This is a genomic window from Nocardioides sp., from assembly GCF_047602075.1.
Lineage (GTDB): Bacteria > Actinomycetota > Actinomycetes > Propionibacteriales > Nocardioidaceae > Nocardioides.
In genome coordinates, this window is sequence record NZ_JASGIF010000001.1 from 987,984 (window position 1) to 1,012,007 (window position 24,024).

The window sequence follows — 24,024 nt, forward strand, 5'->3', positions numbered from 1 at the left end:
CATGATGCGTGAGCCTGACGGCGGCGTGCCCACGGCCATCCGAAGGCAGTCCCATCTCACCCGCGGCCTCGTGGCGCTGACGCTTGTGACCGCCAGCTACGTGAGCGGACTGTGCCTGCTGCTCGCGGTGGCACCGCTGTGGGTGGCCGGCGCGCATGGTGCGGTGGGCTCTGGACTCGTGACCGGCGTACTGATGCTGACCACCGTGGTCGCCGCGGCCCTCGCCCCGGCCGTCGTACGGCGCATCTCAAGCCGGCGTGCCCTCGAACTGGGCCTCTTGCTGATGGCGGTGCCTAGCCCGCTGTTCGTCGTGTCGGACTCGTTGGCATGGGTGCTGCCCCTCAGCGGTGCTCGGGGCCTTGGACTGGGGCTCTCGGCCGTCGTCGGCAGCGCAGCTCTGGCCCGGGTGGCGCCGCCGGGCGGGCTGGCCAGGTCCGCCGGCTTCTACAGCCTGTCGATCACCGTGCCGAACCTGATCTTCGTGCCGCTCGGTATGGTGCTCGTCGAGTCATTTGGCTACGGTGTCGCGTTCGCGATGGGCAGTGCCGCGCTGGTGGGTCTCCTGTTCACCCCTCGGCTGGGTATCGATCAGGACCCGAACCCGGTGCGCGCCTCGGGGGTGCCTGCGTTCGGACCCGTGGCTCTGGTCCGGACCGACCGTCGCCTGCGCGCCGCGACGGTGCTGGTGTTCGCGGCCGGTCTCTGCGCAGGCTGGCTGCCGACGTTCGTCGGTTCGTTCGCCGTCTCCGCCGCCGTCGCCTCCGCGGGTCTCGGAGTCTGGGGGGTGGGCAATGCCCTTGGTCGGTGGGGCGTCGGCCGGTTGGCCCGTTCGGAGGGCTCCGCCCGCCTCACCGCCATGGCCATCGGGTGCACTCTCGTCGGCCTCGTTCTCGGTGCGCTCGTCTTCGCCCCCGCTGGATCCGTGCCGCTGCAGTACGTGTCCATTGCCGCGGTGGCGGCCGGCTTCGGGGCGCTGCAGACGCTCACGCTGCTCGGTGCTCTCCTGGTCGCAGACCCCGCACGGCGACAAGTCGCGAGCGCCGCCTGGAACGTCGGCCTCGACGGCGGTGTGGGCCTCGGCGCGATCGCTGTCGGCGTCATCGCCCACGCGCTCAGCTTCCGCGCGGGCTCGGCTGTGGCGGCCGCCGTACTCCTCCTGCTCGGTCTTACCCAGGTGCGTCGGCGATCCGATGCGTGAGCCCTGCTCGCCTCATGAGGGAAGCGCTGATCAATGCCGCCGTCGCGAGCGCTGCGAGGCGAGTGCGCTGGCAAGCCACGAAGTGGGCTGGCAGCATCAGTGCGCTCGCAACGCATGCTCGCATGCATGCATGCATGCATGGCGTACAACTCCAGACCGAGCGCAGGATCGCCGTCAGCAGCCGCCAGGTAGGTCGAGAATCTGGCCGAAGACAGGGTTGCGACCAACTCTCCATGCACAGAGCATTGCGCATCTCCTGCCGAGGTCGCCAAGCGACTGGGCATGTCGCGGTCGACGGTGCTGCGCAGGATCGCCAACGGTGATTGTGCGGCAACGAAGGTCGGCACCCATCACCGAATCCCCTTGGCCGAGTTCGAGCGGTACAACCACGAACTGATGCGCCGAATGGCTGAGGCCAGTGCTCCTGACATTGAGGCCGAGTTGTTCGGTGAGTGAGCCCGCCGTCCTGTTCCTGGACGCGAACGCTCTCGCCCCGCCGACTCCGACCAGCCGGGCGTGTTGTTCCGAGGCGTCGTATGCGTGCGCTGTGAAGCGCGCTTGGACGACGAGAGCGCCTGCGCCGTGGGCTGCGCGATCGCCACTGGCAACGCTGATGGTCGGCACCGAGGGACGCCGCCGACCGCTACCCTGCCTCACTTTCGGAGATCGCGGCTGAGCGATGCCAGATCCTCGACAGGCTTGAATCCAAGCTTCCGGTAAAGGTCGAGAGCAACGTGGTTGTCCGGTTCAGTCACGAGCGAAAGTCGTGTGGTGCCAGCGGCGATAGCTGCATGGCGCACCGCATTGACGAGGGCGACTCCCGCACCCTGGTGACGGGCCTCGGGGACTACATAGAGGTCGCGCAACTGCCAGACCTGCCCCATTGTCAAGGATGCAGGGATCGTGTGGCTGGTCGCCAGCCCGACTGGAGGCGCATCCGCAACTGAGTCCACCCGCGCCGCGTAGAGCGTGAGCGCGTTCGACCGGACCATCTCGGTCAGCCAGCCGACAGCGCGCCCATCTGCTTCTGGGGGCTCACCGTAGTGATGCCGGTACTGGTTAGAAGACTGGCCGCTGCAAGCGGCTCGTCGCTGTCGCAGGTCGTGACCCACCAGCGGGGTCCTCGGGCGGAAGCGTCGCTCACGTGGGCCCGTCCTCCTTCTCGTCGGTTCTCGTCAGCAAAGCGACGCATTCGACGTGGTGCGTCATCGGGAACACACCGGCGACGTTACGCGTGATTGCAGGTGTTTGCGTTCGGCTGCGATCGGCTGCGATCGGCGGGCGAAAACGGCCGCTGACCTGCGACGATGCCGATTTCAGGCACTGCGCTCGTCGGTCGCTGTTTGCGGGGGCTTGCGAATCAAAGCGAGCCCATTCCGAGCCCTCCTGTCAGCAGTCGCCGACGGCCGCAAACGAACACAGAACCAGGTCGAGACCTCGCTCCCCCAACGTAGGCTGAAGCGCGACGGACACGAACGTGAGGAGGTGACGCATGACCCGGCCTGAAGAGCAGAGCGCACCGAGCGACGCTGGATTGGCCGGGACGCTGGCGTCCTACCGCACCGGCGAGGACATCTCCGAGGACGAGGCGATCACCCTCGCCAAGGCCGAGTTGGCAGCCGCTCGCGACAAGCGTGCACGGGTGGTCGGCGAGGCGATCCACAGCGCCGAGATGGAAGGACTCACCGTCTCCGAGGCAGCCGTTTCGGATTCGGCCGCCTATGTCGCTGGAGAGATCGACTCCTCTGACCTGATTGCGAGGGCCCGCGCCCGCTACCACCTCGACTGAGCCTGCGACTACAACGTCTGTTCCCCGAACGAGGGGTACCGCGGCGGGAGGTCGCTGAAGCTCACGATCAAGGACGCCACGGAAGAGACGGGTAGTCTTGAACCATGAATGCGCTGCTCCTACTTGACCGCGAGGCGATTGCGCACGCCTGCGTCGAGCATGGCGTGCTGCGCCTGCGCATCTTCGGCTCCGCGACCTCGGACCGCTTCGACCCAAGTTCCAGCGACTTGGACTTCCTGGTGACCTTCTCCCCGGATGTTCCGAACCACTTCCACGCCTACTTCGACTTCAAGGATGCACTTGAGGAGATCACCGGACGCTCGGTGGATCTCGTCGAGGAGAGCGCCATCCGCAACCCGTTCTTCGCGAGGTCTGCTTACGCCAGCGCCGAGGATCTCTATGCGGCCTGAAGCGCCAGCGTTTCTTTGGGACGCACTGGATGCGGCCAAGTCGGTCCACGCGTTCATGGCGGATCAAACTCTCTGGGTCTTTGCTGCAAGCGGCAGTGGAGCGCAAGCTCGAAGTCGCCGGAGAGGCACTGAACAAACTCCGTAAGGCCGACCCTGTGACCGCCGAACGCATTCCTCATGTCCACAAGGTCATCGGAATGCGCAACGTGCTGATTCACGGTTACGCCGAGGTCGACCCCCACCAGGTGTGGGTAGCGGCGACCGAGGACGTACCAAACCTCATCGAAGTCTTGGACGCGCTCCTGGCGGAAGCCTCATCAGCGGCGTCAGAAGCCACCGACTGACTGAGTGCTCGGCGCGATCGCTCCGTTCGCAGCAGAGCTGAACCGCTGCGTGAACCGCGCAGTGCCCCGCCCTCCCGCCCCTTCGGCGCTAGAATCGACTCAGGAGGTGCCCCTATGACCACGCAGAACGTCCCGCTCAGCGACCACGGTCGCGAGTACGTCGCTGCTGTCGTCGAGAGCGGCGAAGCTAAGGACGCGGCCGAAGTCGTGGACTTCGCACTCCGGAAGATGGAAGCGGACCAGCGGGCACAGGACGCCAAGGTCGAGGCGTTCCGCGAGGCAGTTCAGACCGGGCTCGATGACCTGGACAACGGTCGATTCACTGCGGTCGCGGTTGAGGACCTCCCTTCCTTCATCAACGGGCTGAGCCCACGTCTCTCCCCGAGCACGCCGAGGCAGTGAAGCCCGAGCCTCACATCTCGGGCTCTGCCCAGAACGACATCGCACACGCGCTGGAGTGGTCCTTCGAGAACTTCGGCGCCGCCGCGGAAGCCCGATACTCAGCGCTGATCGCCGCCGCCATCGCGCACGCTGCTCATGACCCCAATGCCCTCGGATTCAAGAAACGAGCCGAGTTGCCCGGCGACGTCCTCAGTTGGCACCTCGCCCAGAGCGTCATGCGCAGTCCGGGCGGCCGGGTGCGAAAGCCAAGGCATGTCCTGATCTGCCGCTGGGTCGGCGATCAGCTCCAAGTCGCTCGCCTGCTCCATGAAGTTCAGGACCCCGCGCTGAACTTCGACCCAGCAAGCGACTGGCAGTAACCGGCACCGCACCGTCGGACGGTGCAGCGTGCACACCTGCTGTGCATGACACTCTCCATCCACTCCCCCGACGAACTCGTCGCGGTCATCCCGCACTTGCTCGGCTTCCTGAAGAGTCGATCGTGTTCCTCCCTCTGCGATCCGACCTCCCGGTGGCTCGTGTCGACATTCCCGCGACCGCCCGGGACCGCGAAGTCGTCTGGCGCTCCATCAGCGATGCCTTCCGGCGCTATGCCCAGCCCGGCTGCAACGTCGCCATCGTCTGCCTGAGCGCTGACCGCGAGCAGGCCAACGTCGTCGGCCAAGACTTCGCCACCCGGCTCGGCGACATCGGCATCGGTACGCCGATCCTGCTGTGGGCCGACGCCGCCCGCTGGGCCGATCTCGACACCGGCGACATGGGGCTGCGCACCGACGCCGCCCGCGAGACCATCGCCGCCGCGACCGTGCTCAGCGGGCGCGCCCAACCGGCCGCGAGCCGCGAATCGCTGGCCGAGTCGCTTGTCGGCGACCACGAACCCGTTGCGGCGCTGCTCCCCGGAACGCGCGAGACCGCCCGCACCAACACGGCCACGGCCGAGGGCCGCTGGGCACTCGCCCGGATGCAGCGGTTCCAGCGCGACGGCGTCCGGCTTTCCGACGCCGACGCGGCCCGTCTCCTCGTGGCCGTCGAGTCCACGCCGACACGCGACCGCCTGTGGCTCGACATGACCAAGCGGGCACCCGACGACGTTCGAGCCGCGCCAGCCTCCCTCCTCGGGTTCGCGAGCTGGTTGGGCGGACACGGCGCGCTCGCATGGTGCGCCCTCGACCAGGTGCCCGAGGGCAAGCCCTACGCCCTTGCCAACCTCGTCGCCGCCGCTGTCCAGAGCGCGATGCACCCGCGCGAGTGGGAAGCGTCGAAGACCCTGTCGACAGATCGCGGAGCGTACTCGTTCGCTCCTCGCCAGGCGACGACTGAGCGGGGCACGACTCGACTCGCGATGGGGATGTGAGCGGGCGTCATGGACATCTCCTACCACCACCGCCCTCCAACTAGCCTCCTGGAACGGGCGTTCGCCAGACTCGTAGGACCTCGACCTGCTCCGACGGAACCGGTCACCAGGACATCGCCGACGAGTTCCTGACAAGGTCGACCTGCTTGAGGACACCATCGACGAGCTTGGTGCAGTTGCGACGACCAACCAGCACCTTCTCGACCCTCGGGCGCAGGATGCCGCCCTCGATGCGCAACTCGGGCTTGCCCTTGTATCGCTTGGCGTCGATGACCCACATGCCAGCGGGCGTGACAGTGATGTGGTCGGTGTTCGCTTTCGACCTGGGAATGTCCGTCGATGTACCGCCATGCATCCGCGAACACCCCCGTGACTTGGGGCGATGTCGCCCAGCTTCTCCGTGCTGATGTTTACGAGTCTCGTCATGCCGATGTTCGGCTGGTACGGCTGCCGAGACACCTTGGAGTAGCTGCTTCTCGGTGAAGACGTCGCGACTCCCCGGCGTGCGAACTCAACCGCCTCAGCGAGCAGGGTCGCCCGTCGGTCGCTGTTCGCGGCGAGATCGAGACCCACTCGCGAAAGACCTTCCAGGCCGGGGCGAACGGGTCACCGTTGTCGACGAGTTCGGTGGCCCGCTCAGCCTCGACCCGGTGCCCTCGCCACGCGAGATGGAAACGCTCTTCGAGCGTGGCACCGCGACTGACCTTCGGTTCGAGGTGGCCTGCTCCGAGATCTATGCTGTCGATGCCGAACTCTATGGCGAGGCACGTGGGCGCGTAGGTCTCGAGCAGCAGGTAGTCGTCACACCGGGTCGGACTCCTTTCCCGGCAACGTCCAGAGTCGGCTGTGGCACATCCGCTAGCTCGACGAGTACGCCGACATCGACGCGCTCCGCGACGTCTGGCCCCGCTCCTTCCGTCGGACGGTGGCGACCGAGATCGACGAGGTCTACGACGCCGAAGCCGCAAAGGACCAGCTGGGCCAGACGTCCAAGACCGTCACCGAGCGGCACTACATCAACCGCCGGCTGGTAGTGCCGGACTACCGGGCTGCGACCGAGCGGCTGGCTCCCCGGAGCGATCCCCCGGACGACTCCGCTATCGGGCTCTGAGAGCCCTTCCGAATCTCCGAGTGGCCCCGTAGCCCACTTCGCATTGCGCGGTGGCCCATGGGCCGTTCTTCGCGTTCCCCGGGGGTCGTCAGGTCCGCTGTCAGGGCCGGTCTCAAACTCAAAGCGAGCCCAAAGTGAGCCCTCAGGCCCAGTTTCGCGAGGTTCAACAACGAGAGTCGAATCGCATCATCGCAGGTCAGAGCCACTTTTCGTCAACAGGGCCACGCATTCGACGTGGTGCGTCATCGGGAAGAGGTCGAAGACGCGCAGCGCGGTGAGTCGATAGCCGTGCTCGGCGAAGATGGCCAGGTCGCGGGCGAGCGCGGCCGGGTCGCAGGCGACGTACGACGCCGCGCGCGGTCGCCACGCGCAGACCCTCTCGACAACGGCGCGGCGGGCGCCCTCGCGTGGCGGGTCGAGCACCACCAGATCGACCAGACCGTCCACCTCGGCGCGAGCCGCCGGTGCGCAGACGACGTTGCAGCCCGCCCGGCCAGCGAGGTTGGCGGCAGCATGTCGCGCGGCGGTCCGATCCGCCTCGACCGCCAGCACCGAACCGTCCTCGCCGAGCCGGTCGGCCAGAAAGGCGCTGAACAGGCCAACGCCGGCGTAGAGATCCACCGCCCGCTCCCCCGCCCTCGGCCGAAGCTGATCCAACACGGCCTCGACGAGCACGGCCGGGGCAGCCGGGTGGACCTGCCAGAATCCGTCGGCCGCGACGGTGAAATCGTGCTCACCCATCGCGGTAGCCACTCGCTCGACCACCTCGCCCAGGCCGGGCTCCCGAGCATCCTGGCGCGCGAGGAGACAGTCCTCCACGGGGATCACCTCGTGCGAGCGATAGCGGCGCATGCCGCGGCGACCATCGGGTGTCGACGCGTAGCGGACCCGGGTCCGCCAGCGCAGGCCGGTGTCCTCCAGCGCGGCCGCCTCGACCTCGACGGCTACGTCCAACCCGGCCAGGCGGCGCAACTGCTCACTGACCACCTCCGCCTTCAGCCGTCGTTGGGCGGGCAGCGAGACGTGCTGAAAGTCGCAGCCACCACAGCCACCGGGGCCGGCCACCAGACACGGCGGCGAGACCCGGTCCGAGGAGGGGACGAGCACCTCGACGGCATCGCCGCGCCAGAATCGGTCGCCCTCGGTGCCCTCGGTGATCTCGACGACGACCCGCTCGCCGGGCAGGGCATGTCGAGTGAAGACCACTCGTCCGCCGGCCTCGCCGACCCGGGCGACGCAGGAGCCACCGTGGGCGATCGGTCCGGCGTCCACGGTGAAACGCTCACCCACCATCGACCGGCCGCGAGCCACTCGGGACCGCGGCGACCTCCTGCCCACCGGAGGTCAGTCCTGCCTGCTGTGGCGTTGCACCTGGGTGCTGCTGTCGGAACGCACCTGACCCATCCGTAGGTCTAGGGCATGGTTCCACGCATCGGAGGACATCTCGTGGGATCTCTCCAGCGACGAACGCAGCTGGTAGGGCACCGAGGTCATCATCACACCGGGAGCGAACAGCAGACGAGTCTTGAGTCGCAGCGCGGTCTGGTTGTGCAGGAGCTGCTCCCACCACTTGCCGACCACGTACTCCGGGACATAGACCGCCACGACTCCGCGGGGATTGGCCTTGCGGATCTCCGCACAGTAGTCGACGATCGGCCTGACCACCTCCCGATAGGGCGAGTGCAGCACCTTGAGCGGGACGTCGATCCGGCGCTCGTCCCACTCCTCCAACAGCCGGTCGGTCGCGACCGGGTCGGTGCTGACGTAGACGGCCTCCAGCGCGTTCGGCCGGGTGGCCTTGGCGAAGGCCAGCGCACGCAGTGTGGGCTTGTGCAGCTTGGAGGTCAGCACGATCGCGTGCACCCGGGTCGGCAGCACCTTGTCCTGGTCGTCCGCGGCAAGCTCGGCCTCGACGGAGTCGTAGTGCCGACGCACCGCCTTCATCAGGCCGAAGAAGACCACCATGGCCAAGATCGCGATCCAGGCGCCGGCGAGGAACTTGGTGAACAGCACCACCACGAACACTGCCGCCGTCATGCCCAGCCCGAAGGTGTTGATCGCCCGGCTGCGCATCATCCGGCGCCGCGTCGCCGGATCGGTCTCCGAACGCAGGTTGCGCGTCCAGTGTCGGATCATGCCGAGCTGACTGAGGTTGAACGACACGAAGACACCGACGATGTAGAGCTGGATCAGCCGGGTGGTCTGGGCATGGAAGGCGATGATCAGCACGATCGCGATGAAGGCCAAGAACACGATGCCGTTGGAGTAGGCGAGCCGGTCGCCCCTGCTGCCGAGCTGCCGAGGGGCATAGCCGTCCCGGGCCAGGATCGAGGCCAGCACCGGGAAGCCGTTGAAGGCGGTGTTCGCCGCCAGAATCAAGATGATCCCGGTCATCGCGATCACGAAGTAGAAGCCGAGGTCGAAATGGTCGAAGATCGCCCGGGACAGCTGGGCAATCACCGTGTGCTGGCTGCCCGGGTCGATCGGGTGTCCCGCTGCGTCGGTGAGCCGACCGGCGGAGTCCGGGTCGGTCGGATCGACGTACCGCAGATTCATCTTGTCGGCGAGCACGATGATGCTGAGCAGCATGGTGATGGAGATGGTGCCCAGCAGCAACAGCGTCGTGGCGGCGTTCCTGCTCTTGGGTTTGCGGAAGGCAGGGACGCCGTTCGAGATCGCCTCGACGCCGGTCAGCGCAGCGCATCCGGACGAGAAGGCGCGCGCCAGCAAGAAGACCAGCGCGATGGTCGTCAGGTCTCCGCTGAAGCCCGGCTCCGCCGCGATGTGGTAGTCGGCACTCTCGGCCTGCGGTAGGTCACCGGTCAGGCCGCGGACCAGGCCGAATGCCGCCATCCCCATCACGGCGATCATGAAGCCGTAGGTCGGCACGGCGAAAAGCGCCCCCGACTCGCGCACGCCGCGCAGGTTCGCCGCGGCGAGCAGGGCGACCAGGAGGACCGCGACCAAGGTCCGATGGCCGTGGATGATCGGGATGGCCGCGGCGGCGTTGGCCACCCCGGAGGAGACCGACACCGCGACGGTCAGCACGTAGTCGACGAGCAGTGCGCTGGCGACTGTGACGCCGGCGGTCGGACCGAGATTCACGGTGGCGACTTCGTAGTCGCCGCCGCCGCTGGGGTAGGCGTGCACGTTCTGTCGGTACGACGCCACGACGGTCAGCATGACGATGGCCACCAGGATGCCGATCTTCCAACTGAACGTGTAGGTGGCCACTCCGGCCGCCGACAGCATGATGAAGACCTCGTCCGGGGCATAGGCCACCGACGACAAAGCGTCGCTGGCGAAGACCGGCAGTGCGATCCGCTTGGGCAGCAGCGTCTCGCCCAGCTGCGAGCTACGGAGCTTGCGGCCGAGCAGAAGTCTCTTCGAGACGTCTCCGATGCCCACGAACGAGAGGCTAGTCCAACCCACCGCCTGACCGACGACGACGGGCCATCCTGGGATACCGTTTCATCGTGCACGTCGTGATCATGGGCTGCGGTCGGGTCGGTTCCACGCTCGCCCGAAGCCTCGAGGACCGCAATCACACCGTGTCGATCATCGACAGCGACCCGGAGTCGTTCCGGCGGCTGGGGCCGGGCTTCAACGGCGACAAGGTGACCGGCTACGGCTTCGACCAGGAAGTGTTGGAGAAGTCCGGCATCCGCCGAGCCGACGCCTTCGCGGCGGTCTCCAGCGGCGACAACTCCAACATCATCGCCGCCCGGGTCGCCCGGGAGACGTTCGGGATCCAGAACGTCGTGGCGCGGATCTACGACCCCGGTCGTGCCGAGGTCTACCAGCGGCTCGGCATCACCACGGTCGCCACCGTCAAATGGACCGCGGACCAGGTGCTCCGGCGGCTGCTGCCGGCCAACGCCGAGCCCGACTATCGCGATCCGTCCGGCACCATCCGGCTGGACCACCTCGGCGTGCCGGAGGCCTGGATCGGGCAGCGGACCATCCACCTGCAAGAGCAGACCCGGAGCCGGATCGCCTGGATCGACCGGCTCGGAGAGGGCATCCTCCCCGACCGTGAGTCAGTGCTCCAGGAGGGCGACATGATGCACCTCGTCATGCGCGAGGAGAACGCCGCCCACGCCTACGCCACCTTGGAGAAGGGCCCGGAGGAGAGCTGATGCGCGTCGCCATCGCTGGAGCCGGCGCGGTCGGCCGCTCGGTCGCTCGCGAGCTGATCACCAACGGACATCAGGTGCTCCTCATCGACAAGGACCCGAGGGCGATCAAGCCCGAGCGGGTCCCCGACGGCGAGTGGCTGCTGGCCGACTGCTGCGAGCTCTCCTCCCTCGCCGAGGCGGGGCTGGACACCTGCGACGTGGTGATCGCTGCAACCGGTGACGACAAGGCCAACCTCGTCATCTCGCTGCTCGCGAAGACCGAGTTCGGCGTGCCCCGCACGGTCGGCCGGGTCAACCACCCGAACAACGAGTGGCTGTTCACCGAGGCCTGGGGCGTCGACGTCAGCGTGTCCACACCACGGATCATGTCGGCGCTCGTCGAGGAGGCGGTCAGCGTCGGCGACCTGGTGCGGCTGTTCACCTTCCGCAAGGGCAACGCCAACCTGGTCGAGATGACACTGCCCGAGGACTCCCCCTACGTCGGCACGCCGGCCGGCCTGATTCCCTTTCCGGAGAACTGCGCGCTGGTGACCATCCTGCGCGACGGCCAGGTCTACCTGCCCGAGGCCGACCAACCGGTCGAGTCCGGCGACGAGCTGCTGTTCGTGGCCCCCGCCGAGGTCGAGGCCGAGTTGGAGAAGGTGCTCGCCCCCGGCCACCACTGACGGCGAGACCTCAGGTGCCCGGCTCGAGGGTGAGCGGGGTGCGGTTGCGAGCGAGCAGCCAGGTCATCAGCGCGAAGGCACCGATCCGCAACGGCCAGCCGAGGCCGTAGCGCAGCGCGCTGATCAGCACCACCGCGCTCTCGGCGGAGATGGCACCCGAGGTGCCGGCCAGCCAGACCGGGCCCTGGAGCAGCACGCCGATCATCCCCGGCAGTCCGAGCACCCAGGTGAGCCGGGTGCAGAGTCGCACCACCTGGGGGTTCTGTCGCCAGCCGACGGTGTCACCGGTGACGCCACCCAGCATGAAGCCGACCAAGGGCCAGCGGGTCAGGCAGCTCAGCGCGAGGACGATCGAGTAGACCCCGCTGTAGAGGATGCCGGGGAGGAAGAAGGCCAGCGCCTGGTCCTCCGCGGAGCCACCGCCGCGGGCGGCGAGCCGGACGAACAGCCAGCCGATGCCGATGCCGATGAGCGCGTTGACCAGGAACTGGACGGTGGAGCGCTGTGCCAGCCGCACCGCCAACAACACCAGTGCGGCGGCCAGGGAGACACCTAGGGCCAGCTCGATGTTCTTGGTCGGCAACCAGATCGCGGTGAACAGCAGGGTCGGTACGGCGGCCTCGACCATGCCGCGACGCCCGCCCAGCGCCTCGGACAACTGCTGCCGGACCAGCGCCTCCACGGTGTCGGCGGCAGACGGTTCCTCCGTCACGGAAGCAGCTCGTAGCGGGGGTTGAACATGATCCGGACACCGTCGTGGACGCCGATCCGGCCGGACACCTGGAGGGAGCGACCGGGTGCGATGCCACCGATGCGGCGCCGACCCAGCCAGATCACGGTGATCACGCCCGAGCCGTCGAACAGCTCCGCCTCGAGCGCCGGCACGCCCCCGCGCGGACGCAGGGTGACGGTGCGCAGGGTGCCGCGCAGCCGCACCGGGGTGCGGTCAGGCGCCGCGGCAATGGTGTCCAGCTCGGAGGTGGCGAAAGTCTCGCGCATGTCGCGGGCATGCTGCTGGCTGCTGTTCGCCCACGAGCTGAGCGTCTCTCGCAACCGTCCCATGCGCCAAGGGTAACTTCAGCCGCCGCGGGCGTCGGGCGGCAGGCTCAGCGGGAGTGCGTCACCCGGGGGCATCGCGTGCCCGCCCCGGTTGACGACCAGGGCCGCCAAGGTCTCGTTCCACGCGTCGATGGCTTCCGGATCGGTCGCGGGAGCGCCGACGAAGGAGCCGCGCAACATCCAGCGAGAGCCGTTCACTCCGACCAGCCGTTGGTGCTGGATTCCCGGCTTGCCGTCCGGGAGCTGCACCGACAGCTCGATCAGCACCTCGGTGCCGAATCTGCCCTCCTGCTCGGTCGCGGTGCCGCCCTGCTGCGCCGCCTCGGCGATGATCTGGCGACGGGCCTCCGACCACAGGTCGCCGTTCCGCGGTGCCGCGAAGGCACGCACCTCGACGGCGCCGTCCTCACCGGCGATCAGGACCGACTGGACGGCCTGGGTGGCGTCGTTGACCTGGATCCGGACCTCGCGGTGGGGCTCGGGTGCCACCAGGAGCGAGCCGAGGTCGACCCGGTCCACTCCGTCGTCACCCACCTCCTCGATGTCGAAGGGGCCCGCGGGCGTCGGCCCTCCACCACCGTCCTCGGACACAGCGGCATCGGCATCGTCGGGGCCGGCTGCGCTGGCTCGCTTGCGACGGAACAACTCTGACAACTCCTCGTCGGCGCGATGGCCCGCTGCTCGGGCGACTACTCGGGGCGGCCGAAGCCGCCGGTAGAACCGTATCCCCCGGGGCCACGCTGGGAGTCCGGCAGGGCGTCCACAGCGACGAACCTGGCCTGCTCCACCCGTTGGATGACCAGCTGGGCGATCCGGTCGCCGCGTCGCAGCTCCACCGGCTCGCGCGGGTCGAGGTTGACCAGAAGGACCTTGATCTCACCTCGATAGCCGGCATCAACCGTGCCCGGCGTGTTGACGATGCTCAGACCATGCCGGGCCGCCAGCCCGGAGCGGGGGTGGACGAGAGCGACGTATCCCGCTGGCAGGGCGATCGCCACCCCCGTCGGGACCAGCACCCGTTCGCCGGGCGCCACGGTCACGTCGACGGCAGTGTGCAGGTCGGCACCGGCGTCGCCGGGGTGGGCGTAGGCCGGCGGTGGCAGGTCCGGGTCGAGCCGGAGCAGCTCGACATCGACCGACGGGCTCTCCTCGGGCGTGATCACGGCGGTGACCCTACTCTCAGAGCAAGGCGGCCCTTACTAGGCTGTCCGCGTGCTGTACGACGAGCGGCTCAGCGTCCCGCTGCGCTGGTGGGTGCAGGCGACCATGATGGTCGCCAGTGCTTGGCTCGCCACCATCGTCTCCCTCCCGGAGGCGGCAGCCTGGGCGGTCACCGTCGTGGTGGCGGCGCTGATCTCGGCGTTCTTCTTCTCCTACGGCGGCGCGCGCGTCCGGGTCACCGGACAGTGGTTCCAGGCGGGCTCGGCCCGCATCGAGGTGATCCACCTCGGCACGAGCACACCCCTGGACGCGGAGGCGAGCCGACGACTGGCCGGGGTCGACGCCGACGCGCGGGCCTACCTGCTGCTGCGCCCCTACCTCAAGCGCTCCGTGCGCGTCGACCTGATCGATCCGGCCGATCCGACGCCGTACTGGCAGGTCGCAACCCGGCATCCCGAGGCCTTGGCGCGCGCGTTGGACGAGGCGATGGTTAGGGTGAACCAGACTCATCTCACCCAGGAGGACTGATGGCGTCGAGCTCCAAGATCTGGTCGGTCTTCTCGGTGGCGGCCGCGTTGGCCGCCGCTGCCCTGGCCAGAAAGGGCGCCACCGCGACCTGGCGGCTCGCCACCGGCAAGACGCCGCCCCAGAACCCGGCCGACCCACAAGTGAGTGCGCGGGAGGCGGTGTTGTGGGCGATGGTCAGCGGCACCCTGGTGGCGCTGGCCCGGATGCTCGTCCAGCGCCGAGCCGCCAGCTACTTCCTGCGCAGCACCGGCCACCTGCCTCCGGGCGTCGGCGACGACGACCAGCAGCAGCAGCAGGCCTCGACCACCTGAGGCCCGGGCTGCGGACTGGTTGCGCTGCGGACCGGTCGCTGGGTCAGGCGCAGTCGCGGCAGATCAGGTTCTTCGCGTCGGCGAGCTGGCTGCGGTGGTGGACCAGGAAGCAGCTCATGCAGGTGAACTCATCTTCTTGACGAGGCTTGACCTCGACGGCGAGCTCCTCGTGGGAGAGGTCGGCACCGGGAAGCTCGAACGACTCCGCGGCCTCTGCCTCGTCCTCGTCGACCTTGCCCGAGTTCTTCTCGTGACGGCGCGCCTTGAGCTCTTCGATGCTCTCCTCGGACGCCTCGTCGTCGGTCTTGCGGGGTGCGTCGTAGTCGGTCGCCATGTGTTGTCTATCGCTTCCTTCGGGCCAGCCAGGCCCGTCGTCATGAAAATCGCCGTGGAGGGGTGTCCGGCGCCAGATTGTGCACCATCACGGCCCCCGATGCACACCGAGTCCGGCACCGCGTCGCTGAACGGACGACCGGGTCAGAGTATTCCCCCGGTCAAGCCCGCGATCGTGGGGGCCGTGCCACCACCGGGGCGGGTCGGCCCAGGAACCTGTCAGCTGGTCGGACCGGCGAGGAAGCCCAGCTCCGTGACCGTGGCGAGGAACTCGTCGAAACCGTGCTCGGGAGCACACACCATCAGTGTCATGCCGCCCCCAGCGCCGGTGGTGAGCAGCGTCCGCGCGCCGGCCTCCCGGGCGACCAGGCCGGCGGCTGCGTGGTCCCATGGATTGAGACCCTCCTCGACGTAGGCGTCGGCCGACCCTTCCGCGACGTGGCAGATGTCCAGGGCGGCCGACCCGATCCGGCGTATGTCTCGCACGATGGGCAGCAGCCGCGCGATCGCCTGGGCCTGGATCGTGCGCACCTCGGGGCGATAGCTGAAGCCGGTGATCACCAGGCGGTGCGCGAGAGGGGTCGGCTCGCGGACACCGATCGGCTCCCCGTCGCGGAAGGCGCCACCTCCCAAGGTGGCGTAGAAGCGGACCCCGCTCGGCACGTCCCAGACGACGCCGGCCACCGCCTCCCCGTCCACTTCGGCCGCGACCGAGACGGCGTAACGGGGCAGACCGTAGAGAAAGTTGACGGTGCCGTCGATCGGGTCGACGACCCACCGCACTCCACTCGTGCCGGTGTCGTTGCCGCCCTCCTCACCGAGGAAGCCGTCGTCGGGGCGTGCCTCGAGCAGTCGCGACCGAATCAGCTCCTCACTAGCTCGGTCCACCCTGGTGACCACATCGGTGGCGCTGGTCTTGGTGTCGGCGACCGACACCGCCGACCGACGCTCGACCGTGATCAGCTCTGCGGCCTCCGCGGCGACGCGGAGCCCGATCTCAAGCAGCTCGGCCGGCGCCGGGGCCGATGTCGTCGGGGCCGATGTCGTCGGGCCGCCCATCAGTCGAGTCCGCCCAACGCGGGCCGGTTGCTGCGCGGGTTGGCGCAACAGCCGGCTGGACAGAGGTCGTGCGGTGCGGGCAGGTCCCCGACCACCGCCCGGGTCGGCACCTCGCCACGCTCGGTCGCGGCCCGCTCGAGCAGCAGATCGCGGACCAGCGCCACGAACCGCGGATCCCGGCCCGGTGTGGCTGCTCGGGCCGCGGGCAGACCGAGCCTGGCGGCGGTGGCCATCGCCTCGGTGTCGAGGTCGTAGATCACCTCCATGTGGTCGGAGACGAACCCGACCGGCACCAGCACCACACCAGTGGCGTCGTCGGCGGCCAACTCCTCGAGGTGGTCGTTGACGTCGGGCTCCAGCCACGGCACCTGAGGTGGCCCCGACCGCGAGCAGAACGCCAGCGACCTCTCGACCTGACGCCCCACGGCGCGGGAGACGCGCCCGGCGATCTCCCGCGCGACGCTTTCGTGCTGGCGGACGTAGGCACCGCCGTCGGGCCCGCTGCTCGCGCTGAGCACCTCCGGCAACGAGTGGGTCACGAACACCAAGCGGGCATCCGGCCCGGCCTCCTCGGGGAGCTCGGCCCAGGCCGCCAGTGTCGCGTCGACAGCCGGCTCGACGAAGCCCGGGTGGTTGAAGTAGCCGCGCAGTCGATCCAGTCGCGGACCGTCGGCGACGTCGTCGGCCGCGGCCGCGAGGTCCTCGCGATACTGCCGGCAGGAGGAGTAGGACGAGTAGGCCGACGTGACGAAGCAGGCAGCCCGCTGCACCCCGTCCTTGGCCATCTCCCGCATTGAGTCGGCGAGGAACGGATGCCAGTTGCGGTTGCCCCAATAGACCGGGAGATCGATCCCGGCGGCGGCCAGATCGGCCCGGATCGCGTCGAGAAGGTCACGGTTCAAGTCGTTGATGGGTGACCGGCCGCCGAACTGGAAGTAGTGCTCGCCGACCTGCTCGAGGCGCTCGGGCGGGATGCCTCTTCCCCGGGTCACGTTCTCCAGGAACGGCACCACGTCGTCTGGTCCCTCGGGGCCACCGAAGGAGACCAGCAACAGGGCATCGTAGGGGCATACATCGGCGGACGGAGCGGACGGGCCGGGCATGGTCTCATCGTAGGAGGTGCCGATTCGCTGGTGCCGGGTGGCGGTGCCTACGCTGACTTCTCGTGCTCGACTCGTACCGGCAGGTCCTGAGGCGACCCGGGGCGCTGGCGTTCAGCACCTTCGGTCTGGTCGCCCGGCTGCCGATCTCGATGGTCGGGCTGGGCATCGTCTTGCTGGTCTCGGCGACCACGGGCTCCTATGCGATCGCCGGATCGGTCAGCGCGGTGTTCTTGGTCACCAACGCGGTGTTCTCCGTCTTCCAGGGCCGCCTCCTGGACCGATTGGGACAGAGCCGCGTGCTCGTCCCGCTGGTGCTGGTCTTCGCCGCCGGCATGCTGGTGATGGCGTGGTCTGCCTATGAGGAGTGGCCTCGTCTGGTCACCTATGTCGCCGCCGGTGTGGCAGGAGCCAGCCAGCCGACGATCGGCGGTTGTGTGCGGGCGCGCTGGTCCCATGTGCTCGACGTGCCGGTCGAGGTGCACACCGCCTACGCCTTGGAGTCGGTGCTAGACGAGGTCGTCTTCGTCACCGGCCCGATCCTGGTCACCGTCCTCGCCACCGCGTGGCATCCGTTGGCCGGGTTGGGTACGGCGGTTGTTGCAGCGCTGGTCGGCACCCTGCTGCTCGCCGGCCAGCGCCGGACCGAGCCACCGGCCCATATGTCCCGATCAGGGCTCCGCGCGACCGATCCGATGCCCTGGCGGGCGATGGCCGCGATCGCCGTGGTCTGCCTGATGCTCGGTGCCCTGTTCGGGGGGGCCGAGGTCGTCACCGTCGCGTTCGCCGAGGAGCACGGCATCAAGCGATCGTCCGGCTTCCTGCTGGCCCTGTGGTCCTCCGGCAGTCTCATCGCCGGCATCGCGACGGGCGTGGTCCGCTGGCGGCTGGGCCCGGGCGACCGGTTGCGCATCGGCGCGATGGCGATGGCGGTCGCGATGGCGCCGCTGGCCTTCATCCACTCGATCCCGGTGCTCGCCGTGGTGCTGTTCATCGGTGGCTTCAGTATCGCGCCCACCCTGATCGCGACGAACTCGCTCACCCAACAGACGGTGCCGCGCAGCCGGCTGACCGAAGGGATGTCCATCGTGCACACGGGGATCGCCGGCGGGGTGGCGCCGGGGGCGGCCGTGGCCGGTGTCCTCATCGACAGCTACGGCGCCTCGACGGCGTACCTCCTCCCGCTGGCCGCCGGGGTGCTGGCCGCCTTGGCCGCACAGGTCGCCTCCCGCGACTCCGATCACTGAGTACGTGTTTAAGAGGTCCCGCCAGTAGGGGTTGTCCGCGAGACTTCGCAACGCAGCGGAGCGCCCTCGGGGCGTCGCGCAGCGGGCCATGGGCTTCTCAAACACGTGCTGAGGGAAGCGCACACGTGATCGGCTCACCGGCGCGCCGTCGTGGTGCACCGGGGCGGCTGCACCGCTGGCGTAGGCTCGGGCCACCGGAGACACAGTCAGGAAGCAGACCGCGACGATGACGCACCTCACGCTGGTAGGGCTGAGTGCGGACAAGACACGTCTGCTTCTCGTCGACGCCGCGGGCACCGAGCACACCCTCGACGTCGACACCGCGCTCCGCTCCGCCCTCCGCGGTGACCGCTCCCGCCTCGGCCAGTTGGAGATCGACATGGAAAGCGCCCTCCGTCCTCGCGATATCCAGGCCCGCATCCGGGCAGGCGAGACGCCCGAGGTGGTCGCCCAGGCCGCCCAGACGACGGTCGAGAAGATCATGCCGTTCGCCGCGCCCGTGCTCGCCGAGCGCGCCCACGTGGCCGAGCGCGCCCAGCGGGCCTCGGTGCGCCGCAAGTCCAGCGAGGCCGGCGCCCGCACCCTCGGGGAGGCCACCGAGACGGCCCTGCGCGAGCACAACGTCAACGCCGACGCGGTCGACTGGGACTCCTGGAAGCGGGCCGACGGCCGCTGGACGCTGACCGCCGTCTATGCCTGCGCGGCCCGCACCGGCACCGCCACCTTCGCCTTCGACGGCCCCGGCAACTTCGTGGTCGCCGAGGACGACGACGCCCGCTGGCTGGTCGGTGAGTTGCCGGACGCCCCCACCCAGGACCTCACCGACGACCTCTCGGCAGTGAGGCGGCGTCGGCTGACGGCTGTCGCCGACGACCAGTTGCCGCTGGGCGACGACGCGATCGAGCTGGTCACCGAGGCGCCGGCCGAGGAGGCTCCTCTGGACCCGATGCTCGGCAGCGAACAGCCCGCCGAGGCCTTCTTGGACCAGGTCTTCGCCCACCAGAACCCCAACTCCGCGTCGGCACACGACTCCTCGGTCCAACACACGGAGCCCGACTTCGACGACGAGGGAGCTCAGGTGGACGGCGCGGCCGCGGTCGAACCCGAGACCGCCGAAGCAGAACTCGCCGAGGGGCCGCACCGTCGCCAGGTGCGCAAGACCCGTGGCCGCGCGTCGGTGCCGAGCTGGGACGAGATCATGTTCGGCGGCGGGAAGAGCGACTAACCTGTCGCTGCGGGTCGGTGATCCACTCCGACCAGCTCCCGGGGTAGAGCGCGGCGCTGACCCCCGCCAGCTCCAGAGCGAGCACGGCATGGGCCGCCGTGACCCCGGACCCGCAGTAGGTCGCCACGTCGGTGCCCGGGACGGCGCCCACCGATCCGAACAGTGCGGCCAGCTCCTCGGGCCGGCGGAGTAGGCCGTGTTCGTCGAGGGTCTGGCCGGTCGGCACGTTCACCGCGCCCGGGATGTGGCCGGCGACCGGGTCGATCGGCTCCACCTCGCCCCGGAAGCGCTCGGGCGCCCGCACGTCCATCAGCACACCCACCTGGGTCACGGCGTCCACGTCGACGACGGGCATGGCGCCTGGAGCTCCGCTGAAGTCACCGGACTCGATCTCGGCCGGCGGACCCGTCTCCACCCGGTGGCCAGAGGCCCCCCACGCGGGCCAGCCACCGTCGAGCACGGCGACGGACCGATGGCCGTAGTGCCGCAGCAGCCACCAGGCCCGGGCCGCCGCGAGGCCACCGAAGTCGTCGTAGGTCACCACCGGCCTGTCCTGGCGCACACCGGCCCGTCGCATCGCCTCGCAGAACACGTCCGAGTCCGGCAGCGGGTGCCGACCACCCAACCCAGGCGGGGCGGCGAGCGCCGTGTCGAGGTCGACGTACACCGCACCCGGGACGTGTCCGGCGGCGTACTCCCCCGGCCCAGCGGGGCCGGCCAGCCGATAGCGGACATCCAGCACGGTCACGTCGGCCAGCTGATCGGCCAGCGCCTCGACGTCGATCACGGGTGACGGGTCCATACCCAGGACCGTAGGGCACGGCGTGGTCGGGGGTGGGTGGCATGATTCCTCAGCGTGGCGGAACTGCACTTCTTCACCGGGACGATGGACTCCGGCAAGAGCACGCTGGCCCTGCAGACCAACCACAACCACGCTCAGCGTGGCCGGGTGGGCCAGATGTTCACCACCCACGACCGGGCGGGTGAGGCGACCTTGTCCAGCCGGCTCGGTCTGGTGGCCGAGGCTCTCGAGGTGGCGCCCGACTTCGACTTCTGGCGGCACGTGGTCGACGAGCTCACCCAGGGCCGCAGGATCGACTACCTGATCTGCGACGAGGCGCAGTTCTACACCGCCGCCCAGGTCGAACAGCTAGCCAAGATCGTCGACGAGCTACAGATCGACGTGTTCGCCTTCGGGATCCTCACCGACTTCCGCACCCGGCTGTTCTCCGGGAGCGCTCGCCTGGTCGAGCTCGCCGATCGGACCGAGGTGCTCCAGGTGGAGGCGCTGTGCTGGTGCGGCAAGCGCGCCACCCACAACGCTCGCACCGAGGACGGCGTGATGGTGACCGACGGCGAGGTGATCGTGGTCGGTGACATGAACGAGCCCGGCGGACCCCCCGCCGAGATCGCCTACGAGGTGCTGTGCCGTCAGCACCACCGCCGCGGCCTGACCGCGGCCAGGGCCCGGGCCGTCTCGCTCGCCCCCGAGCCTCTCCCCTTCGGCTGACCCCGGAGGTCTCAGCCGACCAGGATCGGGATGAGCATCTCGTCGGGGGTGAGCGAACCGTGCAGGCCGATCAGCGTGGTCTCATAGCCGAAGTCGACGCTGGAGAAGACGCCGTGGCTGCCTCGGCAGGCGACGATCACGTCGCCGAGGCGGGGCAGCACCTGGGGCTCGGTCGGGCCGAACCAGGACCGCCCGATCGCCTCCTCGCGGGTGAGCACGAGCGCCCGATCGCCGAGGTGCTCTCGCCAGGTCGTGGCCACGTCGGCGACGGCACCGTGCGCACAGTAGAGGTGGCGCAGCCGCGCCTCTCCGCCCAGCAGGACCAGGCCGTCTCGCAGCTCGGGGTGGGTGTCCACGTCGGTTCGGTCGTCGGACGGCGAGTCCACCATGCCGTGGTCGGCGACGACGACCAGCCGGGCATCCGACGGCAGGGCGGCGCGCAGCTGCTCGGCCTCGGCGTCGACCATGCTGAGCTGCTGAAGCCACTGCTCGGACGCGACGCCGTACCGATGGCCGGTCCAGTCCAGGTCACCCTCGTAGACGTAGGTGAGGGACGGCCGGGCTCGCGCCGCGGCAGCCGCCGCGGCGAGCCGCTCGCCGACGCGGTCGGCGCCGACGAACTGGCCGCCGCGATGCGCGGCGACCGTCAGCCCCGACGACGCGAACTCACGCTTGTTCACCACCGTGACCTCGGCGCCCGTGGCCGCCAGGTCCGCGAAGGCGGTGGGATGCGGCTGCCACTCCATCGGGTCGATGCGCTTGTCCCAGAACAGGGCGTTGAGGAGCTGTTCGGTCCCGGGCACCCGTGAGGTGAAGCCGACCAGACCGTGCACGCCAGGGGTCAACCCGGTCCCCAGCGAGGTCAGGCTGGTGGCCGTCGTCGAGGGCACCCCGGCAGTCCCGGCCTGCTGACCAGCGAGCAAACCGGAGAGGTACGGCGCGGCGTAGGCGTAGCGCCCGAGCAGCTCGGCTCCGAGGCCGTCGACGAGGAGAACGACGTACGCCGGTGCGGGCGGGAGCGCCAGGCCCGTCGGAGTGGGGCCTGGGATCGCGGCGCTGAGGCCGAGGGCGACCGCGATCGCGGGCACCACATCACCGAGGGACCTGCTCCCGTAGGCAGGCTGGACGAATCCGGCGGACTCGGCGCTGCTGGTCACGCGGGTTGGGTCCGCGCGGAGAGCGACTCCGCGAAGGCGAGCAGCCGGGAGACGGCGTCGACTCCATCGGCAGCGGCCGAGACCCGCAGGGAGAAGTCGTCGCTGGCGAGGACGCCGGTGTAGCCGTGGTCGGCCTCGCACTCGGGGTCGGTGCAGCTCGCCGGCTCGAGATCGATCCGACCGACCCCGCCCCACCCGATGGTGAGCACGGCCTCGGCCGGCGAGGACGGGCCCTCGGTGGGATTGGTGACCATCCTCGTGACGACCACCGAGCGGACCGTGGACAGCGCGATCGCCTCGGTCGAGGTGGACGTGTAGGGCTCGGGCAGCAGGTCATCGCCGGCGTACTCGTCGGTGTGCGCGAGCACCAGACGACTCGGCGTCAGCACGGCCACCGTCAGGTGGCGGCGCACCTCGTCACGCTCGAAGGTCGGCTCGTGGTGCACGAAGAACGACACCACCTGCTCACCGGCCACGGCCCCGGAGACGGCATCGGCGACGACCTCGGGGTAGTAGCCAGTGCGGTCGATGGCCAGGCGCAGGTCAGCGGAGCGGTCCTGCTCGTCGATCAGGGTACGGCGCATGAGCGCCAGTGTGTCACGCGCTCGGGAGGGTTGGCGGCCCGGCTGTGGAGAGCCCGTCCTGGGCGTCGGTGAGGTGAGTGCGCAGGCGCAGGAACAGCAGGCTCGCGGTCGCGGTCCCGCCGACGACACAGGCAACCCACACCAGGGGCAGCCCGTGTCCGATCAGCATCCCGGCCAGCGCCGGACCGATGATCGAGCCGATCGTCCAGGTCATCCCCTGCAGCGCGTTGTAGCGGCCGCGCAGCTCCTCGCGGGCGAGGTCGTTGACCACCGCGGGGGCGACGGGCGCCCACAGCGTCTCGCCGAGGCCGAAGAGGCCCAGCCCGGCGATCACCGCCGCGACGGCGAGCCACCCCGGCACCGCGTCGGAGAGGCCGATGACGACCCACGAGGCCGACCAGGTAGCGGCCGTCAACGCCAGCATCGCGCTGCGACGACGGCCCTTGATGAAGCGCAGGGCCACCAGCTGGCCGAGCACGATCGCGCCGGTGTTGGCGGCGTACGCCCAACCCAGGGCGCGCGCTGGGATCTCGGCGACGTCGACGGCGTACGCCGCCATACCCGCCTCCAGCTGTGCGTAGCCGAAGGTGACGGCCAGGATCGAGATCGCCACCACCCGGATCAAGGTCCGGTCGCGCAGCACCACCGCCCACGACGGTTGGGCGCCCGAGCTGTCGGCGTCGTCCGCGGGCGGGGTCACCCCGGTCCCGCGTGGGAGGGTCAGCAGCACCGCGATGTAGCCGACGTAGGTCAGCCCGTTGATCAGGTAGAGCCGCTGGAAGGACGCCACCGACTCGGTGTCGATGATCAGCGCGCTGATCACTCCTCCGATCCCGAGTCCGGCGTTGAGCAGCATGAAGTTGTAGCCGTAGACGGTCTCTCGCGCCTCGGAGGGCACCAGGCGAGTCAACATCGCCGTCGATGCCGGCCACAGACCGGAGACCCCGATCACCAATACCGACGCCACGGCGAAGCCCTTCAGCACGGTGTCGACGTGACCCAGGTAGATCAGGCTGGCAGCCTCGGCCACCAACCCCACCAGCATCACCCAGCGCGGCCCGAACCGGTCGATGAGCGTCCCGCCGAGCGGGGCGACCACGAAGCCGAGCAGGCCCATCCAGGCGAACACCCAGCCGACCGTGGCCGTCGGGAATCCACGCACCTCGGCCAGGTAGACATACAAGAACGGCATAGTCAGACCGTTGCCCAGGGCATAGAACGCGAACCCCGCCAGGATCCGCAGCGCGCGTGGGTCGAGATCACGCAGCCGGACCCGCTGGGATCCGGTGGAGAGCACATCGGTCACAAGGCACCACTCTCCGCCAGTCGACGGCCCCG

Annotated in this window: 31 protein-coding genes; 16 read left to right on the forward strand and 15 right to left on the reverse strand. The window is 69.3% G+C overall.

Annotated elements, in window-relative coordinates; all coding sequences use genetic code 11:
• Positions 1 to 4 precede the first annotated feature (4 nt).
• Complete coding sequence (locus QM714_RS05090; RefSeq protein WP_415098207.1) at positions 5 to 1,198, forward strand: MFS transporter; 1,194 nt, start codon at positions 5 to 7, stop codon at positions 1,196 to 1,198.
• A gap of 201 nt (positions 1,199 to 1,399) precedes the next feature.
• Positions 1,400 to 1,654, forward strand: a complete 255-nt coding sequence (locus QM714_RS05095) for a helix-turn-helix domain-containing protein (RefSeq protein ID WP_415100985.1) — start codon at positions 1,400 to 1,402, stop codon at positions 1,652 to 1,654.
• Positions 1,655 to 1,851: 197 nt separating this feature from the next.
• Here QM714_RS05095 and QM714_RS05100 read toward each other — a convergent pair whose 3' ends face one another.
• Positions 1,852 to 2,310: a GNAT family N-acetyltransferase gene (locus QM714_RS05100; protein WP_415098209.1), complete on the reverse strand. Its 459-nt coding sequence runs from the start codon at positions 2,308 to 2,310 to the stop codon at positions 1,852 to 1,854.
• 380 nt (positions 2,311 to 2,690) lie between these two features.
• On the opposite strand from QM714_RS05100, the gene QM714_RS05105 reads away from it, so the two are divergent.
• The 6 genes from QM714_RS05105 (at position 2,691) to QM714_RS05130 (ending at position 5,497) form a co-directional block, all read left to right on the forward strand.
• The gene (locus tag QM714_RS05105; protein WP_415098211.1) at positions 2,691 to 2,987 is read left to right on the forward strand and encodes a hypothetical protein; all 297 of its coding nucleotides are present in this window, start codon (positions 2,691 to 2,693) and stop codon (positions 2,985 to 2,987) included.
• 104 nt (positions 2,988 to 3,091) lie between these two features.
• A complete protein-coding gene (locus tag QM714_RS05110) occupies positions 3,092 to 3,397 on the forward strand; it encodes a nucleotidyltransferase family protein (protein WP_415098213.1) in 306 nt (101 codons plus the stop codon).
• 29 nt (positions 3,398 to 3,426) lie between these two features.
• Complete coding sequence (locus tag QM714_RS05115; RefSeq protein ID WP_415098215.1) at positions 3,427 to 3,741, forward strand: DUF86 domain-containing protein; 315 nt, start codon at positions 3,427 to 3,429, stop codon at positions 3,739 to 3,741.
• Positions 3,742 to 3,855: 114 nt separating this feature from the next.
• Entirely contained in the window at positions 3,856 to 4,143 is a 288-nt protein-coding gene (locus tag QM714_RS05120; RefSeq protein WP_415098217.1) for a ribbon-helix-helix domain-containing protein, read from the forward strand.
• Complete coding sequence (locus QM714_RS05125; RefSeq protein ID WP_415098219.1) at positions 4,140 to 4,502, forward strand: hypothetical protein; 363 nt, start codon at positions 4,140 to 4,142, stop codon at positions 4,500 to 4,502. The genes QM714_RS05120 and QM714_RS05125 overlap by 4 nt, the downstream gene beginning before the upstream one ends.
• A 41-nt stretch (positions 4,503 to 4,543) precedes the next feature.
• A complete protein-coding gene (locus QM714_RS05130) occupies positions 4,544 to 5,497 on the forward strand; it encodes a DUF4192 family protein (RefSeq protein WP_415098221.1) in 954 nt (317 codons plus the stop codon).
• 103 nt (positions 5,498 to 5,600) lie between these two features.
• Here QM714_RS05130 and QM714_RS05135 read toward each other — a convergent pair whose 3' ends face one another.
• Positions 5,601 to 5,777, reverse strand: a complete 177-nt coding sequence (locus QM714_RS05135; RefSeq protein WP_415098223.1) for a hypothetical protein — start codon at positions 5,775 to 5,777, stop codon at positions 5,601 to 5,603.
• A gap of 645 nt (positions 5,778 to 6,422) precedes the next feature.
• Between QM714_RS05135 and QM714_RS05140 the strand changes: the two genes are divergently transcribed.
• Positions 6,423 to 6,608, forward strand: a complete 186-nt coding sequence (locus QM714_RS05140; RefSeq protein ID WP_415098225.1) for a hypothetical protein — start codon at positions 6,423 to 6,425, stop codon at positions 6,606 to 6,608.
• Positions 6,609 to 6,794: 186 nt separating this feature from the next.
• On the opposite strand, the gene QM714_RS05145 is transcribed toward QM714_RS05140, so the two are convergent.
• Together QM714_RS05145 and QM714_RS05150 are read right to left on the reverse strand one after the other, a co-directional pair.
• The gene (locus tag QM714_RS05145) at positions 6,795 to 7,901 is read right to left on the reverse strand and encodes a class I SAM-dependent RNA methyltransferase (RefSeq protein ID WP_415098227.1); all 1,107 of its coding nucleotides are present in this window, start codon (positions 7,899 to 7,901) and stop codon (positions 6,795 to 6,797) included.
• 51 nt (positions 7,902 to 7,952) lie between these two features.
• Positions 7,953 to 10,016 (reverse strand): APC family permease, encoded by a 2,064-nt coding sequence (locus tag QM714_RS05150; protein WP_415098229.1) that lies wholly within the window; start codon positions 10,014 to 10,016, stop codon positions 7,953 to 7,955.
• An 83-nt stretch (positions 10,017 to 10,099) separates the two neighbouring features.
• On the opposite strand from QM714_RS05150, the gene QM714_RS05155 reads away from it, so the two are divergent.
• On the forward strand, positions 10,100 to 10,747 hold the full coding sequence (locus QM714_RS05155) for a potassium channel family protein (protein ID WP_415100987.1): 648 nt from the start codon (positions 10,100 to 10,102) through the stop codon (positions 10,745 to 10,747).
• On the forward strand, positions 10,747 to 11,412 hold the full coding sequence (locus QM714_RS05160) for a potassium channel family protein (RefSeq protein WP_415098231.1): 666 nt from the start codon (positions 10,747 to 10,749) through the stop codon (positions 11,410 to 11,412). Before QM714_RS05155 ends, QM714_RS05160 begins: the two co-directional genes overlap by 1 nt.
• Positions 11,413 to 11,422: 10 nt before the next feature.
• Here QM714_RS05160 and QM714_RS05165 read toward each other — a convergent pair whose 3' ends face one another.
• The 4 genes from QM714_RS05165 to dut are packed head-to-tail and all read right to left on the reverse strand — an operon-like array spanning position 11,423 to position 13,634.
• Positions 11,423 to 12,124 (reverse strand): DUF3159 domain-containing protein, encoded by a 702-nt coding sequence (locus QM714_RS05165; RefSeq protein WP_415098233.1) that lies wholly within the window; start codon positions 12,122 to 12,124, stop codon positions 11,423 to 11,425.
• On the reverse strand, positions 12,121 to 12,474 hold the full coding sequence (locus QM714_RS05170; RefSeq protein ID WP_415098235.1) for an OB-fold nucleic acid binding domain-containing protein: 354 nt from the start codon (positions 12,472 to 12,474) through the stop codon (positions 12,121 to 12,123). Before QM714_RS05170 ends, QM714_RS05165 begins: the two co-directional genes overlap by 4 nt.
• A gap of 15 nt (positions 12,475 to 12,489) precedes the next feature.
• Entirely contained in the window at positions 12,490 to 13,125 is a 636-nt protein-coding gene (locus QM714_RS05175) for a DUF3710 domain-containing protein (RefSeq protein WP_415098237.1), read from the reverse strand.
• Between the two features lie 35 nt (positions 13,126 to 13,160).
• Positions 13,161 to 13,634 carry a dUTP diphosphatase gene (gene dut / locus QM714_RS05180; protein ID WP_415098239.1) on the reverse strand — a complete coding sequence of 158 codons (474 nt, stop codon included), beginning with the start codon at positions 13,632 to 13,634 and terminating at the stop codon, positions 13,161 to 13,163.
• A gap of 49 nt (positions 13,635 to 13,683) precedes the next feature.
• On the opposite strand from dut, the gene QM714_RS05185 reads away from it, so the two are divergent.
• Together QM714_RS05185 and QM714_RS05190 are read left to right on the forward strand one after the other, a co-directional pair.
• Complete coding sequence (locus QM714_RS05185; RefSeq protein WP_415098241.1) at positions 13,684 to 14,160, forward strand: DUF3093 domain-containing protein; 477 nt, start codon at positions 13,684 to 13,686, stop codon at positions 14,158 to 14,160.
• Complete coding sequence (locus QM714_RS05190; RefSeq protein WP_415098243.1) at positions 14,160 to 14,471, forward strand: DUF4235 domain-containing protein; 312 nt, start codon at positions 14,160 to 14,162, stop codon at positions 14,469 to 14,471. Before QM714_RS05185 ends, QM714_RS05190 begins: the two co-directional genes overlap by 1 nt.
• Before the next feature lie 43 nt (positions 14,472 to 14,514).
• On the opposite strand, the gene QM714_RS05195 is transcribed toward QM714_RS05190, so the two are convergent.
• From QM714_RS05195 to QM714_RS05205, 3 genes are all read right to left on the reverse strand, one after another.
• Positions 14,515 to 14,805 (reverse strand): DUF4193 domain-containing protein, encoded by a 291-nt coding sequence (locus tag QM714_RS05195; protein ID WP_415098244.1) that lies wholly within the window; start codon positions 14,803 to 14,805, stop codon positions 14,515 to 14,517.
• A gap of 218 nt (positions 14,806 to 15,023) precedes the next feature.
• Entirely contained in the window at positions 15,024 to 15,863 is an 840-nt protein-coding gene (locus QM714_RS05200) for an inositol monophosphatase family protein (RefSeq protein ID WP_415098246.1), read from the reverse strand.
• Positions 15,863 to 16,966, reverse strand: a complete 1,104-nt coding sequence (locus QM714_RS05205; RefSeq protein ID WP_415098248.1) for a ferrochelatase — start codon at positions 16,964 to 16,966, stop codon at positions 15,863 to 15,865. The genes QM714_RS05200 and QM714_RS05205 overlap by 1 nt, the downstream gene beginning before the upstream one ends.
• 62 nt (positions 16,967 to 17,028) lie before the next feature.
• Here QM714_RS05205 and QM714_RS05210 point away from each other — a divergent pair, with 62 nt between their 5' ends.
• Together QM714_RS05210 and sepH are read left to right on the forward strand one after the other, a co-directional pair.
• A complete protein-coding gene (locus QM714_RS05210) occupies positions 17,029 to 18,210 on the forward strand; it encodes an MFS transporter (protein WP_415098250.1) in 1,182 nt (393 codons plus the stop codon).
• Between the two features lie 226 nt (positions 18,211 to 18,436).
• Complete coding sequence (gene sepH / locus QM714_RS05215; RefSeq protein ID WP_415098252.1) at positions 18,437 to 19,435, forward strand: septation protein SepH; 999 nt, start codon at positions 18,437 to 18,439, stop codon at positions 19,433 to 19,435.
• On the opposite strand, the gene QM714_RS05220 is transcribed toward sepH, so the two are convergent.
• On the reverse strand, positions 19,407 to 20,237 hold the full coding sequence (locus QM714_RS05220) for a sulfurtransferase (RefSeq protein WP_415098254.1): 831 nt from the start codon (positions 20,235 to 20,237) through the stop codon (positions 19,407 to 19,409). The genes sepH and QM714_RS05220 overlap by 29 nt on opposite strands.
• A gap of 54 nt (positions 20,238 to 20,291) precedes the next feature.
• On the opposite strand from QM714_RS05220, the gene QM714_RS05225 reads away from it, so the two are divergent.
• Complete coding sequence (locus tag QM714_RS05225) at positions 20,292 to 20,945, forward strand: thymidine kinase (RefSeq protein WP_415098256.1); 654 nt, start codon at positions 20,292 to 20,294, stop codon at positions 20,943 to 20,945.
• Positions 20,946 to 20,956: 11 nt separating this feature from the next.
• Here the strand turns inward: QM714_RS05225 and QM714_RS05230 are convergent, their stop codons facing one another.
• From QM714_RS05230 to QM714_RS05240, 3 genes are read right to left on the reverse strand one after another with little or no spacing between them, the layout of a single operon-like run.
• Positions 20,957 to 22,102, reverse strand: coding sequence for an alkaline phosphatase family protein (locus tag QM714_RS05230; RefSeq protein ID WP_415098258.1), 1,146 nt, complete (start codon positions 22,100 to 22,102; stop codon positions 20,957 to 20,959).
• Positions 22,099 to 22,686: a DUF5998 family protein gene (locus QM714_RS05235; protein WP_415098260.1), complete on the reverse strand. Its 588-nt coding sequence runs from the start codon at positions 22,684 to 22,686 to the stop codon at positions 22,099 to 22,101. Before QM714_RS05235 ends, QM714_RS05230 begins: the two co-directional genes overlap by 4 nt.
• A 13-nt stretch (positions 22,687 to 22,699) precedes the next feature.
• Positions 22,700 to 23,992 carry an MFS transporter gene (locus QM714_RS05240; RefSeq protein WP_415098262.1) on the reverse strand — a complete coding sequence of 431 codons (1,293 nt, stop codon included), beginning with the start codon at positions 23,990 to 23,992 and terminating at the stop codon, positions 22,700 to 22,702.
• Between the last annotated feature and the right edge of the window lie 32 nt (positions 23,993 to 24,024).